Here is a 16682-nt window from a genome sequence, read left to right on the forward strand (position 1 = left end):
GCGGAACCGGACTGGTAGCACTGCGGAGTCACTCCGCAGGGTGCATAGCGGGGGAGATCTGAAAACGCCTGAAGGTCTGTGGAAGGATCCCTCTTGGTCGCCTCGAGCACCTCTAATGTAAACAACGCTGCAACCGCTATCAATGCCGACAGTACCGACGGTGCAACCCGCCGGCTCTCATTCGCAAAGATTCACGAACCTCTTGACGTTCCGAATCTGCTTGCCCTGCAAACCGACAGCTTTGACTGGCTGGTCGGAAACGAACGCTGGCAGGCACGCGTGGCGAAGGCCACCGAAGAAGGCGACCTGAGCGTCGCCACCTCCTCCGGTCTGTCCGACATCTTCGAAGAGATCTCCCCGATCGAGGATTTCCAGGGCACCATGTCCCTGAGCTTCTCCGAGCCGGAGTTCGCTGACCCGAAGTACACCATGGCCGAGTGCAAGGACCGGGACGCTACGTATTCGGCTCCGCTGTACGTCAAGGCCGAATTCATGAACAACAACACGGGCGAAATCAAGCAGCAGACCGTGTTCATGGGTGACTTCCCGCTGATGACCGAAAAGGGCACCTTCGTCGTCAACGGCACCGAGCGTGTTGTCGTCTCCCAGCTGGTCCGCTCCCCGGGCGCCTACTTTGAGCGCACCGCCGACAAGACCAGTGACAAGGACATCTTCACCGCGAAGATCATCCCGTCCCGCGGCGCCTGGTTCGAACTCGAAATCGACAAGCGCGACCAGGTCGGCGTTCGCCTCGACCGCAAGCGCAAGCAGTCCGTCACGGTGCTGCTGAAGGCCCTTGGCTGGACCGAAGGCCAGATCCTCGAAGAGTTCGGCCAGTACGACTCCATGCGCGCAACGCTGGAGAAGGACGCCACCGAAACCCGCGAAGACGCCTTGCTGGACATCTACCGGAAGCTGCGGCCGGGCGAGCCGCCCACGGTCGAGGCTGCCCAGTCCCTGCTGGACAACCTGTACTTCAACTCCAAGCGCTACGATCTGGCCAAGGTTGGCCGCTACAAGATCAACCGCAAGCTCGGCATCGACCGCTCCCTTGGTGACAAGGAAGCCTCTGTCCTGCACGTTGAAGACATCGTCGCCATGATCAAGTTCCTCGTTGCCCTGCACGCCGGTGAGAAGACCCTCACGGGCAAGCGCGACGGCCAGGACCACGAGCTGCGCGTTGAGATCGATGACATCGACCACTTCGGCAACCGCCGCATCCGCGCCGTCGGCGAGCTCATCGAGAACCAGGTCCGCACCGGCCTGTCCCGGATGGAGCGCGTCGTCCGCGAGCGTATGACCACCCAGGACGTCGAGGCCATCACGCCGCAGACGCTGATCAACATCCGCCCCGTCGTGGCAGCCATCAAGGAGTTCTTCGGAACGTCCCAGCTGTCCCAGTTCATGGACCAGAACAACCCGCTCTCGGGCCTGACCCACAAGCGCCGTCTGTCTGCCCTGGGCCCGGGCGGTTTGTCCCGCGACCGTGCAGGCATGGAAGTCCGGGACGTTCACCCGTCCCACTACGGACGTATGTGCCCCATCGAAACCCCTGAAGGCCCGAACATTGGCCTGATCGGTTCGCTGGCTTCCTACGGACGGATCAACCCGTTCGGTTTCATCGAGACGCCCTACCGCCTCGTGTCCGAGGGCGTCGTTGCCGATGAGGTCCAGTACCTCACGGCCGACGACGAAGCCGAGGTCCTGATCGCCCAGGCCAACGCTCCCCTGGACGCGAACAAGAAGTTCGCCGAAGAGACCGTCCTCGTCCGTGCCCGTGGTGGTGGAGGCGAGCCCGTGCTGGTTCCCGCCGCCGACGTCGAGTTCATGGACGTTTCCCCGCGCCAGATGGTGTCCGTGGCAACGGCCCTGATCCCGTTCCTCGAGCATGACGATGCCAACCGCGCACTCATGGGTGCCAACATGCAGCGCCAGGCCGTGCCGCTGGTCCGTTCCGAGGCGCCGTTCGTCGGTACCGGCATGGAGCGCGCAGCTGCAGTCGACGCCGGTGACGTTGTCATCGCGAAGAAGGCAGGTGTGGTTACCGAGGTCTCCGCTGAGCTGGTCATCATGCTCAACGACGACGGTACGGAAACCAACTACCGGATCAACAAGTTCGCCCGTTCCAACCAGGGCAACTGCTACAACCACCGCGTTCTGGTGGGCGAAGGCCAGCGCCTGGAGGTCGGCGGCATCATCGCTGACGGCCCGGCAACGGACCAGGGCGAACTTGCCCTCGGTAAGAACCTGCTCGTGGCATTCATGTCATGGGAAGGCCACAACTTCGAGGATGCCATCATCCTGTCCCAGCGGATCGTGGCCGAGGACGTTCTTTCCTCCATCCACATCGAGGAGCACGAGATCGATGCCCGCGACACCAAGCTTGGTGCCGAGGAAATCACCCGTGACATCCCCAACGTGTCCGAGGAAGTCCTGGCAGGCCTGGACGAGCGTGGCATCATCCACATCGGCGCCGAGGTTGAAGCCGGCGACATCCTGGTCGGCAAGGTCACGCCCAAGGGCGAGACCGAACTGACCCCGGAAGAGCGCCTGCTGCGCGCCATCTTCGGTGAGAAGTCCCGCGAAGTGCGCGACACCTCGCTGAAGGTTCCGCACGGCGAGTCCGGCACCGTGATCGGTGTCCGCGTCTTCGACCGCGACAACGACGACGAGCTGCCCCCCGGCGTCAACCAGCTGGTCCGCGTTTACGTGGCTGCCAAGCGCAAGATCACCGACGGCGACAAGCTCGCCGGCCGTCACGGCAACAAGGGTGTTATCTCCAAGATCCTTCCGATCGAGGACATGCCCTTCCTGGCCGACGGTACCCCCGTTGATATCGTCCTGAACCCGCTGGGTGTTCCGGGCCGTATGAACGTCGGCCAGGTGCTGGAAACGCACCTCGGCTGGGTTGCCAAGACCGGTTGGAAGATCGAAGGCGAGCCCGAGTGGGTCAAGCAGCTGCCGAACCTGCCGCGCGAGAGTGGCTCGACCACCGTCGCAACGCCGGTCTTCGACGGCGCCCGCGAAGAGGAAATCACGGGCCTGCTCGACTCCACCAACGTGACCCGCGACGGCGTCCGCCTGATCAACTCCTCGGGCAAGACCCGCCTGTTCGATGGCCGCTCCGGCGAGCCGTTCCCGGATCCGATCTCGGTCGGCTACATGTACATCCTGAAGCTCCACCACCTGGTGGACGACAAGATCCACGCACGCTCCACCGGCCCGTACTCCATGATCACGCAGCAGCCGCTGGGTGGTAAGGCACAGTTCGGTGGCCAGCGCTTCGGTGAAATGGAAGTGTGGGCGCTCGAGGCTTACGGCGCCGCCTACACGCTCCAGGAGCTCCTCACGATCAAGTCGGATGACATCCATGGCCGTGTGAAGGTCTACGAAGCCATCGTCAAGGGCGAGAACATCCCGGAGCCGGGCGTTCCTGAGTCCTTCAAGGTCTTGATCAAGGAAATGCAGTCGCTGTGCCTGAACGTGGAAGTGCTTTCCACGGACGGAACCACAATTGAAATGCGTGACTCTGATGACGCAGTCTTCACGGCTGCGGAAGAACTGGGCATCGATCTGTCTCGTGCAGAGCCCAGTTCCGTAGAAGAGGTCTAGCAGGGTGTTTACCGGGAAAAGCAAGCGGCCCCGCCGCGCTGACTTTTCCCGGTGAACCTCCTCCCTCTTCCCGTAACCCAAGACTTCAGAATTTAGAGAACAAGAGAGAACAGGGACCATATGTCCAGCGAATCCTCCTTCGGCCTCATGCAGATCGGCCTCGCCACCGCGGAAGACATCCGTGGCTGGTCTTACGGCGAGGTTAAGAAGCCGGAAACCATCAACTACCGCACGCTCAAGCCCGAGAAGGACGGCCTCTTTTGCGAGAAGATCTTCGGCCCGTCCCGCGACTGGGAATGCTACTGCGGTAAGTACAAGCGCGTGCGCTTCAAGGGCATCATCTGCGAGCGGTGTGGCGTTGAGGTCACCCGTGCAAAGGTCCGCCGTGAGCGCATGGGCCACATCGAGCTGGCCGCCCCGGTCACGCACATCTGGTACTTCAAGGGTGTCCCGTCCCGCCTGGGCTACCTCCTTGACCTGGCACCGAAGGACCTCGAAAAGGTCATCTACTTCGCCGCCTACATGATCACGAGCGTCGACGCCGACAGCCGCCACGAAGAACTGCCCAACCTCCAGGTTGAGCACGACATCGAGAAGAAGCAGCTGATCGACAACCGCGACTCGGACATCGCCACGATCGCCCGCGACCTGGAGAACGAGCTCGCCCGTCTCGAAGGCGAAGGCGCCAAGGCTGCCGACAAGAAGAAGGCCCGCGACTCCGCTGACCGCCAGATGGCCAACGTCCGCAAGCGCGCGGATGCGGAAATCGAGCGCCTCGAGCAGGTCTGGGACCGCTTCAAGAACCTGAAGGTCGCCGACCTCGAAGGTGACGAAGGCCTGTACCGTGAACTGCGCGACCGCTACGGCATGTACTTCGAAGGCTCCATGGGTGCCGAGGCCATCAAGAAGCGTCTTGAGAACTTCGACATGCAGGCCGAGTCGGACATGCTGCGCGACATCATCGCCAACGGCAAGGGCCAGCGCAAGACCCGCGCCCTGAAGCGGCTCAAGGTTGTCAACGCTTTCCTGACCACCACCAACAGCCCGCTCGGCATGGTGCTGGACGCCGTCCCGGTGATCCCGCCGGAACTGCGCCCGATGGTCCAGCTGGACGGTGGCCGCTTCGCGACCTCCGACCTCAACGACCTCTACCGCCGCGTGATCAACCGCAACAACCGGCTCAAGCGCCTGCTTGACCTGGGTGCCCCGGAGATCATCGTCAACAACGAGAAGCGCATGCTTCAGGAAGCTGTTGACAGCCTCTTCGACAACGGCCGCCGCGGCCGTCCGGTCACCGGACCGGGCAACCGTCCGCTGAAGTCCCTGAGCGACATGCTCAAGGGCAAGCAGGGCCGTTTCCGCCAGAACCTCCTGGGTAAGCGCGTTGACTACTCGGGCCGTTCGGTGATCGTCGTCGGCCCGCAGCTGAAGCTGCACCAGTGTGGCCTGCCGAAGCAGATGGCCCTGGAGCTCTTCAAGCCGTTCGTGATGAAGCGCCTGGTTGACCTCAACCACGCACAGAACATCAAGTCGGCCAAGCGCATGGTCGAGCGCTACCGCCCGCAGGTCTGGGATGTCCTCGAAGAGATCATCACCGAGCACCCCGTGCTGCTGAACCGTGCACCTACCCTGCACCGTCTCGGCATCCAGGCGTTCGAACCCCAGCTTGTTGAAGGTAAGGCAATCCAGCTTCACCCGCTGGTCTGTGGCGCCTTCAACGCTGACTTCGACGGCGACCAGATGGCAGTCCACCTGCCGCTGAGCCCCGAAGCCCAGGCTGAGGCCCGCATCCTGATGCTGTCTTCGAACAACATCCTGAAGCCCTCCGACGGCCGCCCGGTGACGCTGCCTTCGCAGGATATGATCATCGGCCTCTACCACCTGACCACCAAGCGTGTCGGTTCAGCTGGCGAGGGCCGGATCTTCTCCTCCGTCGCGGAAGCCATCATGGCGTACGACCTGCACGAGCTGCACCTGAACTCCCAGGTCAAGATCCGGCTTGAGGGCTTCGTCCCTTACGCCGGCTGGGAAGCCCCGGAAGGCTACGAGCCGGGTCAGACCGTGCTCGTCCAGACCTCCCTGGGCCAGGTCCTGTTCAACGAGACCCTGCCCGCCGACTACCCGTGGGTTGAGAACGTTGCGGACAAGGGCGAGCTGTCCACGATCGTCAACGACCTCGCCGAGCGCTACCCGAAGGTGATCACAGCGGCAACGCTGGACAACCTGAAGGACGCCGGTTTCTACTGGGCCACCCGGTCCGGCGTCACGGTCGCCATCTCCGACATCGAGGTGCCCAAGGACAAGCCGCGGATCCTCGCCGGCTACGAGACCATGGCTGCCAAGATCCAGGGCCAGTACGACAAGGGCCTGATCGACGACGACGAGCGTCGCCAGGAACTGATCGAGATCTGGAACAAGGCAACGAACGAGATCGCCCAGGTGATGCGTGACAACCTGTCCCCGATGAACACCATCAACCGCATGGTGTCCTCCGGTGCACGTGGTAACTGGATGCAGGTCCGGCAGATCGCGGGTATCCGCGGCCTGGTGGCCAACCCTAAGGGTGAGATCATCCCGCGTCCGATCAAGTCCTCCTACCGCGAGGGCCTGTCGGTGTTGGAATACTTCATCGCCACGCACGGTGCCCGTAAGGGTCTGGCTGACACCGCGCTGCGTACCGCCAACTCGGGTTACCTGACCCGTCGCCTGGTGGACGTCTCGCAGGACGTCATCGTCCGGGAAGAGGACTGCGGCACCGAGCGCGGCCTCATGACCGCCATCGCGGTGGCTGACGCCAACGGCGAGCTGGTCCTGGACGAGAACGTCGAGAACAGCGCGTACGCCCGAACCCTGGCCGTGGATGTCGTTGACTCCAAGGGCAAGGTCCTGGCGGCCGGCGGCACCGACTGCGGCGACGTCGTCATCGCCGAGCTGTTCGCAGCCGGCATCACCGAGGTCAAGGTCCGCTCCGTACTCACCTGTGAGTCCAGCGTCGGAACCTGCGCCCTGTGCTACGGCCGTTCGCTGGCCACGGGTAAGACCGTGGACATCGGTGAGGCAGTGGGCATCATCGCCGCACAGTCCATCGGCGAGCCGGGTACCCAGCTGACCATGCGTACCTTCCACACCGGTGGTGCTGTTTCCTCCAGTGGTGGCGACGACATCACCCAGGGTCTGCCCCGTATCCAGGAGCTCTTCGAAGCCCGTACTCCGAAGGGTGTCGCACCGATTGCTGAAGCAGCCGGCCGCATCACCATCGAAGAGTCCGAGCGCCAGATGCGCCTGGTCATCACCCCGGATGACGGATCCGAAGAGATCGCCTACCCGGTGCTGCGCCGTTCACGTCTTCTGATCGAAGACGGCGAGCACGTCAGCGTCGGACAGAAGCTCATCAACGGTCCGGTCGACCCCAAGCAGGTTCTGCGCATCATGGGCCCCCGTGCCGCGCAGAAGTTCCTGGTGGACGAGGTCCAGGGCGTGTACCGCAGCCAGGGCATCGGTATCCACGACAAGCACGTCGAGGTTATCGTCCGCCAGATGCTGCGCCGCGTCACGGTCATCGAGTCCGGTGACTCGGATCTGCTGCCCGGCGAGCTCGCCGAGCGCAGCCGCTTCGAGGATGCCAACCGCCGCGTGGTCTCCGAGGGCAAGACGCCGGCCTCCGGCCGTCCCGAACTCATGGGCATCACCAAGGCGTCCCTGGCGACCGAGTCCTGGCTGTCCGCAGCTTCCTTCCAGGAGACCACCCGCGTCCTGACGCAGGCGGCCATGGAAGGCAAGAGCGATCCGCTGCTCGGCCTCAAGGAGAACGTCATCATCGGCAAGCTCATCCCGGCCGGCACGGGTCTCCCGCGCTACACCGAGATCACGGTGGAGCCGACTGAAGAAGCAAAGGCCAATCTGTTCACCGGCCCCAGCGCCTTCAGCGACTTCTCCTACGATTCCCTGGGCGGCGACGGAGCTCCTGAGTTCCACGCCATCCCGCTGGATGACTACGACCTGGGCAGCGACTTCCGCTAACCCTTCCTGAAGCATGGCGAGGTCCCGCACCCTGGTTGGGTGTGGGACCTCGCTTGTCTCTTCCCAACTGGCTGGCAGTTGTTGTCGTTTTGAGCGCTCATAACGACAACAACTGCGAGCCAGTTGGGGTGAAACCCCGCCGATTAAGGGCTGGGACCCGTCCGTGTTAGAGTTGAGACTAATTGTTATTGTGGCAGTGGATGAGTGCGCCGGTTGCAGCCGAAAGGCTGGACCAGGACGACGTTTCCGGTTTGCAGGGTTCTTGTGCAACGTATGCCACATTTTTGCATGCCTAGGGGCACTCCAGGATGGAAGTCCGTTGGTCCCGGCGTGCGGTCCGACTATTAAGGCTTCGCCCCTGCTGCTCTGGAGAGAACTTCAAGGCTCGAGCGGCGGGGCGCAGCGACAAGAGAGCGGCTGCCAACGGCCGCTCCGGATAAAACGGAGAACACGAGAGTGCCTACGATTAACCAGCTGGTCCGCAAGGGCCGCACGCCTAAGGTCAAAAAGACCAAGGCTCCCGCGCTTAACGGCAGCCCGATGCGCCGCGGTGTTTGCACCCGCGTCTACACCACCACCCCGAAGAAGCCGAACTCGGCTCTTCGTAAGGTTGCACGTGTGCGCCTCAACGGTGGCGTTGAAGTCACCGCTTACATCCCCGGTGTAGGCCACAACCTCCAGGAGCACTCCATTGTGCTCGTACGTGGCGGCCGGGTTAAGGACCTCCCGGGTGTCCGTTACAAGATCGTCCGTGGCGCCCTCGATACCCAGGGTGTCAAGAACCGTAAGCAGGCTCGTAGCCGCTACGGCGCAAAGATGGAGAAGAAGTAATATGCCTCGCAAGGGTCCGGCCCCCAAGCGGCCGCTAGTCCTAGATCCCGTTTACGGCTCCCCGCTGGTCACTCAGCTGATCAACAAGGTGCTGGTTGACGGCAAGAAGTCCACCGCAGAGCGCATCGTGTACGGCGCCCTCGAAGGTGCCCGTGCCAAGTCCGGCGGCGACCCTGTTGCAGCCCTCAAGAAGGCCATGGAGAACGTCAAGCCTTCCCTCGAGGTCCGCTCCCGCCGCGTCGGTGGCGCCACCTACCAGGTTCCGGTTGAGGTCAAGCCGGGCCGCTCCACCGCCCTCGCCCTCCGCTGGCTCGTTGGCTACTCCAAGGCCCGCCGCGAGAAGACGATGACCGAGCGCCTCCAGAACGAGATCCTGGATGCCTCCAACGGTCTCGGTGCCGCTGTGAAGCGTCGCGAAGACACCCACAAGATGGCCGAGTCCAACAAGGCCTTCGCACACTACCGCTGGTAATACTTCCCGGACGCCGCCGGCTCAACCGAGCCGGCGGCGAACGTGCAGTCTATCCGAAAGGGAGACCCCGTGGCACAGGACGTGCTTACCGACCTCAGCAAGGTCCGCAACATCGGCATCATGGCCCACATCGATGCCGGCAAGACCACTACCACCGAGCGCATTCTGTTCTACACAGGTGTGAACCACAAGATCGGCGAAACCCACGACGGCGCTTCGACGACTGACTGGATGGAACAGGAGAAGGAACGCGGCATCACCATCACGTCTGCCGCCGTGACCTGCTTCTGGGAAAACAACCAGATCAACATCATTGACACCCCCGGACACGTCGACTTCACGGTCGAGGTTGAGCGCTCCCTGCGCGTCCTCGACGGTGCAGTTGCCGTGTTCGACGGCAAGGAAGGCGTGGAGCCGCAGTCCGAGACTGTCTGGCGCCAGGCTGACAAGTACAACGTTCCGCGCATCTGCTTCGTCAACAAGATGGACAAGCTCGGCGCTGACTTCTACTTCACCGTCGACACCATCATCGGCCGCCTCGGTGCCAAGCCCCTGGTCATGCAGCTGCCGATCGGCGCCGAGAACGACTTCGTCGGCGTCGTCGACCTGCTCTACATGCGTGCACTGGTCTGGCCCGGCGACTCCAAGGGTGACGTCACCATGGGCGCCAAGTACGAGATCCAGGAGATCCCGGCTGACCTCAAGGAAAAGGCCGAGGAGTACCGCGCAACGCTCGTCGAGATGGTTGCAGAGTCCTCCGAGGAACTCATGGAGAAATACCTCGAAGGTGAAGAAATCTCCACCGACGAGCTCAAGGCCGGCATCCGCAAGATGACGATCAACTCCGAGCTGTACCCCGTGTTCTGTGGCTCTGCCTTCAAGAACCGCGGTGTCCAGCCCATGCTTGACGCCGTCGTGGACTACCTGCCGAACCCGCTCGACGTCCCGCCGATGATCGGTCACGATCCCCGCGACGAAGAGAAGGAACTGACGCGCAAGCCTTCCTCCGAGGAGCCGTTCTCGGCTTTGGCGTTCAAGATTGCGACCCACCCGTTCTTCGGCCAGCTCACCTTCATCCGCGTGTACTCCGGTCACGTGGAAGCCGGTGCTCAGGTGGTCAACTCCACCAAGGGCAAGAAGGAACGCATCGGCAAGCTGTTCCAGATGCACGCCAACAAGGAAATGCCTGTCGAAGGCGCTACCGCGGGCCACATCTACGCAGCGATCGGGCTGAAGGACACCACCACGGGCGACACCCTGTGTGATTCCAGCAACCAGATTGTCCTTGAGTCCATGAGCTTCCCGGAGCCCGTGATCTCGGTTGCGATCGAGCCGAACACCAAGGGTGACCAGGAGAAGCTCTCCACGGCCATCCAGAAGCTCTCCGCTGAGGACCCGACCTTCCAGGTCTCCCTCAACGTGGACACCGGCCAGACCATCATCGCCGGCATGGGCGAGCTCCACCTGGACATCCTGGTGGACCGCATGCGCCGCGAATTCAAGGTCGAGGCAAACGTGGGCAAGCCCCAGGTTGCTTACCGCGAAACCATCAAGCGTGCTGTAGAGCGTCACGACTACACGCACAAGAAGCAGACCGGTGGTTCCGGCCAGTTCGCAAAGATCCAGATTGCGATCGCTCCGTTGGACACGTCCGAAGGCGAGCTGTACGAGTTCGAGAACAAGGTCACCGGTGGCCGTATCCCGCGCGAATACATTCCGTCTGTTGATGCAGGCATCCAGGATGCACTGAACGACGGCGTCCTGGCCGGTTACCCGGTTGTCGGCATCAAGGCAACGCTGATTGACGGCGCTTACCACGATGTTGACTCTTCGGAAATGGCCTTCAAGATTGCCGGACGTATGGCTTTCAAGGAAGCCGCACGCAAGGCGAACCCCATCCTGCTCGAACCGCTGATGGATGTGGAGGTCCGCACCCCTGAGGAATACATGGGTGAAGTAATCGGTGACCTCAACTCCCGCCGTGGCCAGATGCAGTCCATGGAGGATGCCCAGGGCGTCAAGGTCATCCGTGCGCACGTCCCGCTGTCCGGCATGTTCGGCTACATCGGTGACCTGCGCTCGAAGACCCAGGGCCGCGCTGTGTACTCCATGACGTTCCACAGCTACGCCGAGGTCCCGAAGGCGTTTGCCGACGAGATCATCCAGAAGAACCGCGGCGAGTAGTCCGTAGGACTCTTCAACGCAACAAACTCGGGTGCGTCTCCGATTCCGGAGATTCCCCTGGTGCTGGTGGCCGGATCCGGCCACCAGCACCGACAGGCTCGAGGGACTAGTATTAGTTCCTGAATCTGCAATTTCACCAATCCAAAGCCCCCCAAGTAGACTTACCGGAGTTTCTGCCGCGACAAGCGCGGTCGAAGGGTAAGTCATTTGAAAACGTTCTAGGAGGAACCTGTGGCAAAGGCAAAGTTCGAGCGGACTAAGCCGCACGTTAACATCGGCACCATTGGTCACGTTGACCACGGTAAGACGACGTTGACGGCCGCGATTTCCAAGGTGCTGTACGACAAGTACCCGACTCTCAACGAGCAGCGCGACTTCGCGTCTATTGACTCTGCTCCCGAAGAGCGTCAGCGCGGCATTACCATCAACATCTCCCACGTTGAGTACCAGACCGAGAAGCGCCACTACGCACACGTAGACGCTCCGGGTCACGCTGACTACATCAAGAACATGATCACCGGTGCTGCACAGATGGACGGTGCAATCCTCGTGGTTGCCGCCACTGACGGCCCGATGGCTCAGACCCGCGAGCACGTTCTGCTCGCCCGCCAGGTTGGCGTTCCCTACCTGCTGGTCGCGCTGAACAAGTCGGACATGGTCGATGACGAAGAGCTCCTCGACCTCGTCGAAATGGAAGTTCGCGAGCTGCTTTCGGCTCAGGGCTTCGATGGCGATGAGGCTCCGGTTGTTCGCGTTTCCGGTCTGAAGGCTCTCGAAGGCGACCCGGTGTGGGTCAAGTCCGTCGAGGACCTCATGGAAGCTGTCGACAACTCCGTGCCGGACCCGGTACGTGACCGTGACAAGCCGTTCCTGATGCCGATCGAAGATGTCTTCACGATCACCGGCCGTGGCACCGTTGTAACGGGCCGCGCCGAGCGTGGAACCCTCGCCATCAACTCGGAGGTCGAGATCGTCGGCATCCGCCCGGTCCAGAAGACCACGGTTACCGGTATCGAGATGTTCCACAAGCAGCTCGACGAAGCATGGGCCGGCGAGAACTGTGGCCTCCTGCTCCGCGGCCTGAAGCGCGATGACGTAGAGCGTGGCCAGGTTGTCGTCAAGCCGGGTTCCATTACCCCGCACACCGACTTCGAGGCCAACGTCTACATCCTGTCCAAGGACGAAGGCGGGCGTCACAACCCGTTCTACTCCAACTACCGCCCGCAGTTCTACTTCCGCACCACGGACGTAACCGGCGTTATCACCCTGCCGGAAGGCACGGAAATGGTTATGCCTGGCGACAACACTGAGATGACCGTTGCGCTCATCCAGCCCATCGCCATGGAAGAGGGCCTCGGCTTCGCTATCCGCGAAGGCGGCCGCACCGTTGGTTCGGGACGCGTTACCAAGATCCTCAAGTAACAACTTGCTGATCTGTGTTTAGATCTCCGATCGGTTTGGCCGCCAGACGGTCGCCGTGAAGTGTGGAACAGCCCCGCTGCATTGCAGCGGGGCTGTTCTTTTTTCGTTGTGCCCATGCCGGTTCATTCTTGGCTGTATTTTCTTGTTACGGTTGCAAGATCAGCCGTGTTCGAGATGGAAGGGAGTCCGGCATGGAATGGCTAATTTTCCTCGTGCTGGCGGTGGCCGTCGTCGCAGGTGTCTTCTGGGCAAGAAAGCATTTCCGCAAGGAAATTGAGCGTGCCAAGCGCATCAACCGCGCGAATAAGAACCAGTAGCCCCGCGCGTCCGGCGGCCCACGGCTGCCGGCGCGTCAGGCCTGCCGGGCCCGGCTGAGCGCCTGGTACCAGTAGTACGAATCCTTGGGCGTGCGCTTGAGGGTCTCAAAATCGACGTGCACCAGGCCGAAGCGCTGCGAGTAGCCGGCCGCCCACTCGAAGTTGTCCATCAGGGTCCACACGTAGTAGCCCAGCAGTTCAACGTCCTCGGCGATCCCGCCCGGGCCGGTCGCTTCGAGGGCCTGGCTGAGGTGGGCCGCAATGTAGCTGATCCGCTGGGTGTCCGGGATGGGCCCCGTGACATGGTCCGGTTCCGGGAAGCTGGCGCCGCTTTCCGTGATGTACACCGGAGGCAGGGCCTCCTGGTACCGGTCTTTGAGTTCCCGCAGCAGAATCCCCAGGTGATGGGGGGCCACCGGCCAACCGAATCCGGTGGTTCCATTTTCAGGGTAGCCCACCTCGTGGAAGGGCAACCGCGCAACGTCCTTGTGGGTATTCGCCGGGATGGCAATGGCTCCGTGCCCCCAAGCGACCTTGACCGGGAAGTAGTAGTTGAGGCCGTAGAAGTCCAGGGGCTGGTGGATGGTCCTCAGGTCATCGTCGGAAATCCTGCCGAGTGTACGGAGCCACGGACGCGCCACTACGGGCAAGGAGGGATAGCGCCCCAGTAACACCGGATCCGCGTAGATCCTGTTCATGAGCAGGTCATAAAGCTTTGCCACGATCCTGTCCCGGGGCTTTCGGCTGGCCGGGCGGACGGGGGAGTGCAGGTTCGTAACCCCCACGGCACCCTTGACCCCTGCAGCACGCAGGGCCTGTACGGCCAGACCGTGGGCCAGGAGCTGATGGTGGACTGACGGGACGGCGTCGAACATCAGGGCCTTCCCCGGCGCGTGGGTTCCCAAGGCATAGCCGTTGAGGGTCACCGAGACAGGTTCGTTGAGAGTCACCCACTGGGCAACGCGGTCGCCGAAGCGTTTGCCGGCCGCCGCGCTGTACTCGGCGAAGCGTTCCGCCGTCGAGCGGTTCATCCAGCCGCCGCGGTGTTCCAGGGGGAGCGGCGTGTCCCAATGGTAGAGGGTGGCCATGGGGGAGATGCCCGCCGCGAGCAGCTGGTCAATCAGCCGGTCGTAGAAATCGAGCCCCTCCGGGTTGAACGGACCGGTACCATCCGGCTGGATCCGCGGCCAGGAGATGGAGAAACGGTAGGAGTCGATGCCGAGGTCACGCATCAGCTCGACGTCTTCCGGCGCACGGTTGTAGTGGTCGCAGGCCACCGCGGGGGAATGCCCGTCCACGATGCTGCCGGGCTTCTCGGCGAAGGCGTCCCAGCCGGAGGGGCCGCGGCCGCCTGCCGAGAGGGCGCCCTCGATCTGGAAGGCGGCGGAAGCCACTCCGAGCTTGAAGCCGGGGCTCAGGCGCGCGGCAAGGGCCTGCACTGCTACAGAATCCTGCACAGTCATCCCTCTATCATCCATTCGATAGTTGCTGAAGGCAATGAGCGGGCACTTTCGCCGCGCGATTCCCGCAGCGGCCCGGGGGCCGCCGAGGGCCTTCGTGCAGGCCCTGATTCGCTTCTGTCCGTTATTTCCGGCATACTAGATGAGTTGTTCAAGCGCTCCTTCGCGTCCCGATCCGGATAATGCCGGGTGTCAGGGTCCAGGTAGGAGACCAAACATAACCCTCCCCATGGAACTGCGGGCGAGTACGCGTGCAAAAGCGCGACACGCCCGACCGCGGGGGTCGGTTACGCCGGCAGGTTGAGGAACCCGGATTCTTCCGGATTCAGGTTGTGCGGCGGGTGGCAGTTACGACTTCAATTGCTTCGGCAGCCACATGCAACACGCAAGTAAACAGAGCAGCCCGAACTGGAGCGGCACTAACTGAAAGAGAGTCAGGCGACATGGCGGGACAAAAAATCCGCATCCGGCTGAAGTCATACGACCACGAGGTCATTGACTCTTCAGCACGGAAGATCGTTGAGACGGTCACGCGCGCAGGCGCCACGGTGGTTGGCCCTGTGCCGCTGCCGACGGAGAAGAACATCTACTGCGTCATCCGCTCTCCGCACAAGTACAAGGACAGCCGTGAGCACTTCGAAATGCGTACTCACAAGCGTCTGATCGACATCATCGACCCCACGCCCAAGGCTGTTGATTCGCTGATGCGTCTCGACCTGCCGGCCGACGTGAACATCGAAATCAAGCTGTAGGGAGGTGCTGAGAGACTATGACCGCAACCCGTAACGTAAAGGGCCTGCTGGGCACGAAGCTCGGCATGACCCAGGTCTGGGACGAGAACAACAAGCTCATCCCCGTCACTGTGGTCCAGGCTGACTCGAACGTCATCACGCAGCTGCGCAATGCAGAGACTGATGGCTATGTCGCCGTTCAGATCGGCTACGGCCAGATCGATCCCCGCAAGGTCACCAAGCCGCTGGCTGGTCACTTTGAAAAGGCAGGCGTCACGCCTCGCCGCCACGTCGTAGAGCTGCGCACTGCAGATGCTGACTCTTACGAGCTGGGCCAGGAGCTCTCCGTTGAGCTCTTCGAAGCCGGCCAGAAGATCGACGTCGTTGGCACCACCAAGGGTAAGGGCTTCGCCGGTGTTATGAAGCGTCACGGCTTCCACGGCGTTGGAGCTTCCCACGGTGCCCACAAGAACCACCGTAAGCCCGGTTCTATCGGTGGCGCATCCACCCCGAGCCGCGTCTTCAAGGGCATGAAAATGGCCGGCCGCATGGGCGCCGTTCGTCACACCACGCTGAACCTCACGGTCCACGCGGTTGACGTCGAGAAGTCGCTGCTCCTGATCAAGGGCGCCGTTCCCGGCGCCCGCGGCCAGGTCGTACTCGTACGCACCGCCGTGAAGGGAGCCTAGTTCAATGACTAGCACTGTCAAGGTTGACCTGCCTGCAGAGATCTTCGACGTACAGACCAACGTGCCGCTGCTGCACCAGGTCGTCGTCGCCCAGCTCGCTGCTGCTCGCCAGGGTACCCACAAGACCAAGACCCGCGCCGAGGTTTCCGGTGCAGGTCGCAAGCCGTTCAAGCAGAAGGGCACCGGCCGCGCCCGTCAGGGTTCAATCCGTGCTCCTCACATGACCGGTGGTGGCGTTGTCCACGGCCCCACGCCGCGTGACTACAGCCAGCGCACCCCCAAGAAGATGATTGCTGCTGCACTGCGCGGCGCTCTCTCTGACCGCGCACGCAACGGCCGCATCCACGTTATTGCTGAACTGGTCGCCGGCACCAAGCCGTCCTCCAGCGCCGCGCTGGCAACTCTGCGAGGTGTCTCCGAGCGCAAGAACCTGCTCGTCGTCATCGAGCGCGCCAACGATGTTGCTGCACTCTCCGTGCGCAACCTCACGGATGTTCACGTTCTGTACGCAGACCAGCTGAACACCTACGACGTACTCGTTTCGGATGACGTCGTCTTCACCAAGGCTGCCTACGAAGCATTCGTTGCTGACCGGGCAGTGGCAAAGAACGAGGAGGATGCCAAGTGAGTGCAGCCACCATCAAAGACCCGCGCGACGTCGTGCTTGCACCGGTCGTCTCGGAAAAGAGCTACGGCCTGATCGATGAGGGCAAGTACACCTTCCTGGTGGACCCCCGCTCGAACAAGACCGAGATCAAGCTGGCCGTGGAGAAGATTTTCTCCGTCAAGGTCGACTCGATCAACACCATCAACCGTGCCGGTAAGCGCAAGCGCACCAAATTCGGATGGGGTACCCGCAAGAACACCAAGCGTGCAATTGTGAGCCTCAAAGAAGGCACTATCGACATCTTCGGCGGTCCGCTCTCGTAGCGGAGACCACTTTA

12 protein-coding genes are annotated in these 16682 nt (G+C 62.3%); 11 read left to right on the forward strand and 1 reads right to left on the reverse strand.

Annotated elements, in window-relative coordinates; genetic code table 11:
• The first annotated feature begins 93 nt into the window (after nt 1–93).
• From rpoB to ABIB26_RS06600, 7 genes are all read left to right on the forward strand, one after another.
• Nucleotides 94–3612: a DNA-directed RNA polymerase subunit beta gene (gene rpoB / locus ABIB26_RS06570; RefSeq protein ID WP_354240717.1), complete on the forward strand. Its 3519-nt coding sequence runs from the start codon at nt 94–96 to the stop codon at nt 3610–3612.
• A 120-nt stretch (nt 3613–3732) separates the two neighbouring features.
• Nucleotides 3733–7632 (forward strand): DNA-directed RNA polymerase subunit beta', encoded by a 3900-nt coding sequence (locus ABIB26_RS06575; RefSeq protein ID WP_354240719.1) that lies wholly within the window; start codon nt 3733–3735, stop codon nt 7630–7632.
• Nucleotides 7633–8088: 456 nt separating this feature from the next.
• Entirely contained in the window at nt 8089–8463 is a 375-nt protein-coding gene (gene rpsL / locus ABIB26_RS06580) for a 30S ribosomal protein S12 (RefSeq protein ID WP_011692814.1), read from the forward strand.
• Nucleotide 8464: 1 nt separating this feature from the next.
• The gene (gene rpsG, locus ABIB26_RS06585; protein ID WP_011692813.1) at nt 8465–8935 is read left to right on the forward strand and encodes a 30S ribosomal protein S7; all 471 of its coding nucleotides are present in this window, start codon (nt 8465–8467) and stop codon (nt 8933–8935) included.
• Nucleotides 8936–9004: 69 nt separating this feature from the next.
• Nucleotides 9005–11119: an elongation factor G gene (gene fusA / locus ABIB26_RS06590; protein ID WP_354240721.1), complete on the forward strand. Its 2115-nt coding sequence runs from the start codon at nt 9005–9007 to the stop codon at nt 11117–11119.
• Between the two features lie 231 nt (nt 11120–11350).
• Nucleotides 11351–12541, forward strand: coding sequence for an elongation factor Tu (tuf, locus tag ABIB26_RS06595; RefSeq protein ID WP_069949303.1), 1191 nt, complete (start codon nt 11351–11353; stop codon nt 12539–12541).
• A gap of 191 nt (nt 12542–12732) precedes the next feature.
• The gene (locus ABIB26_RS06600) at nt 12733–12858 is read left to right on the forward strand and encodes a hypothetical protein (protein ID WP_354240723.1); all 126 of its coding nucleotides are present in this window, start codon (nt 12733–12735) and stop codon (nt 12856–12858) included.
• Nucleotides 12859–12893: 35 nt separating this feature from the next.
• On the opposite strand, the gene ABIB26_RS06605 is transcribed toward ABIB26_RS06600, so the two are convergent.
• On the reverse strand, nt 12894–14321 hold the full coding sequence (locus tag ABIB26_RS06605; protein WP_354240724.1) for a GH1 family beta-glucosidase: 1428 nt from the start codon (nt 14319–14321) through the stop codon (nt 12894–12896).
• A gap of 440 nt (nt 14322–14761) precedes the next feature.
• Here ABIB26_RS06605 and rpsJ point away from each other — a divergent pair, with 440 nt between their 5' ends.
• From rpsJ to rplW, 4 genes are read left to right on the forward strand one after another with little or no spacing between them, the layout of a single operon-like run.
• On the forward strand, nt 14762–15070 hold the full coding sequence (rpsJ, locus tag ABIB26_RS06610) for a 30S ribosomal protein S10 (protein WP_024366135.1): 309 nt from the start codon (nt 14762–14764) through the stop codon (nt 15068–15070).
• Between the two features lie 17 nt (nt 15071–15087).
• The gene (gene rplC, locus ABIB26_RS06615; protein ID WP_003803812.1) at nt 15088–15738 is read left to right on the forward strand and encodes a 50S ribosomal protein L3; all 651 of its coding nucleotides are present in this window, start codon (nt 15088–15090) and stop codon (nt 15736–15738) included.
• Between the two features lie 4 nt (nt 15739–15742).
• The gene (gene rplD / locus ABIB26_RS06620; RefSeq protein WP_354240725.1) at nt 15743–16366 is read left to right on the forward strand and encodes a 50S ribosomal protein L4; all 624 of its coding nucleotides are present in this window, start codon (nt 15743–15745) and stop codon (nt 16364–16366) included.
• Nucleotides 16363–16668: a 50S ribosomal protein L23 gene (rplW, locus tag ABIB26_RS06625; RefSeq protein ID WP_024366132.1), complete on the forward strand. Its 306-nt coding sequence runs from the start codon at nt 16363–16365 to the stop codon at nt 16666–16668. Before rplD ends, rplW begins: the two co-directional genes overlap by 4 nt.
• The last annotated feature ends 14 nt before the right edge of the window (nt 16669–16682 follow it).

This window comes from Arthrobacter sp. UYEF20, from assembly GCF_040546335.1.
Lineage (GTDB): Bacteria > Actinomycetota > Actinomycetes > Actinomycetales > Micrococcaceae > Arthrobacter.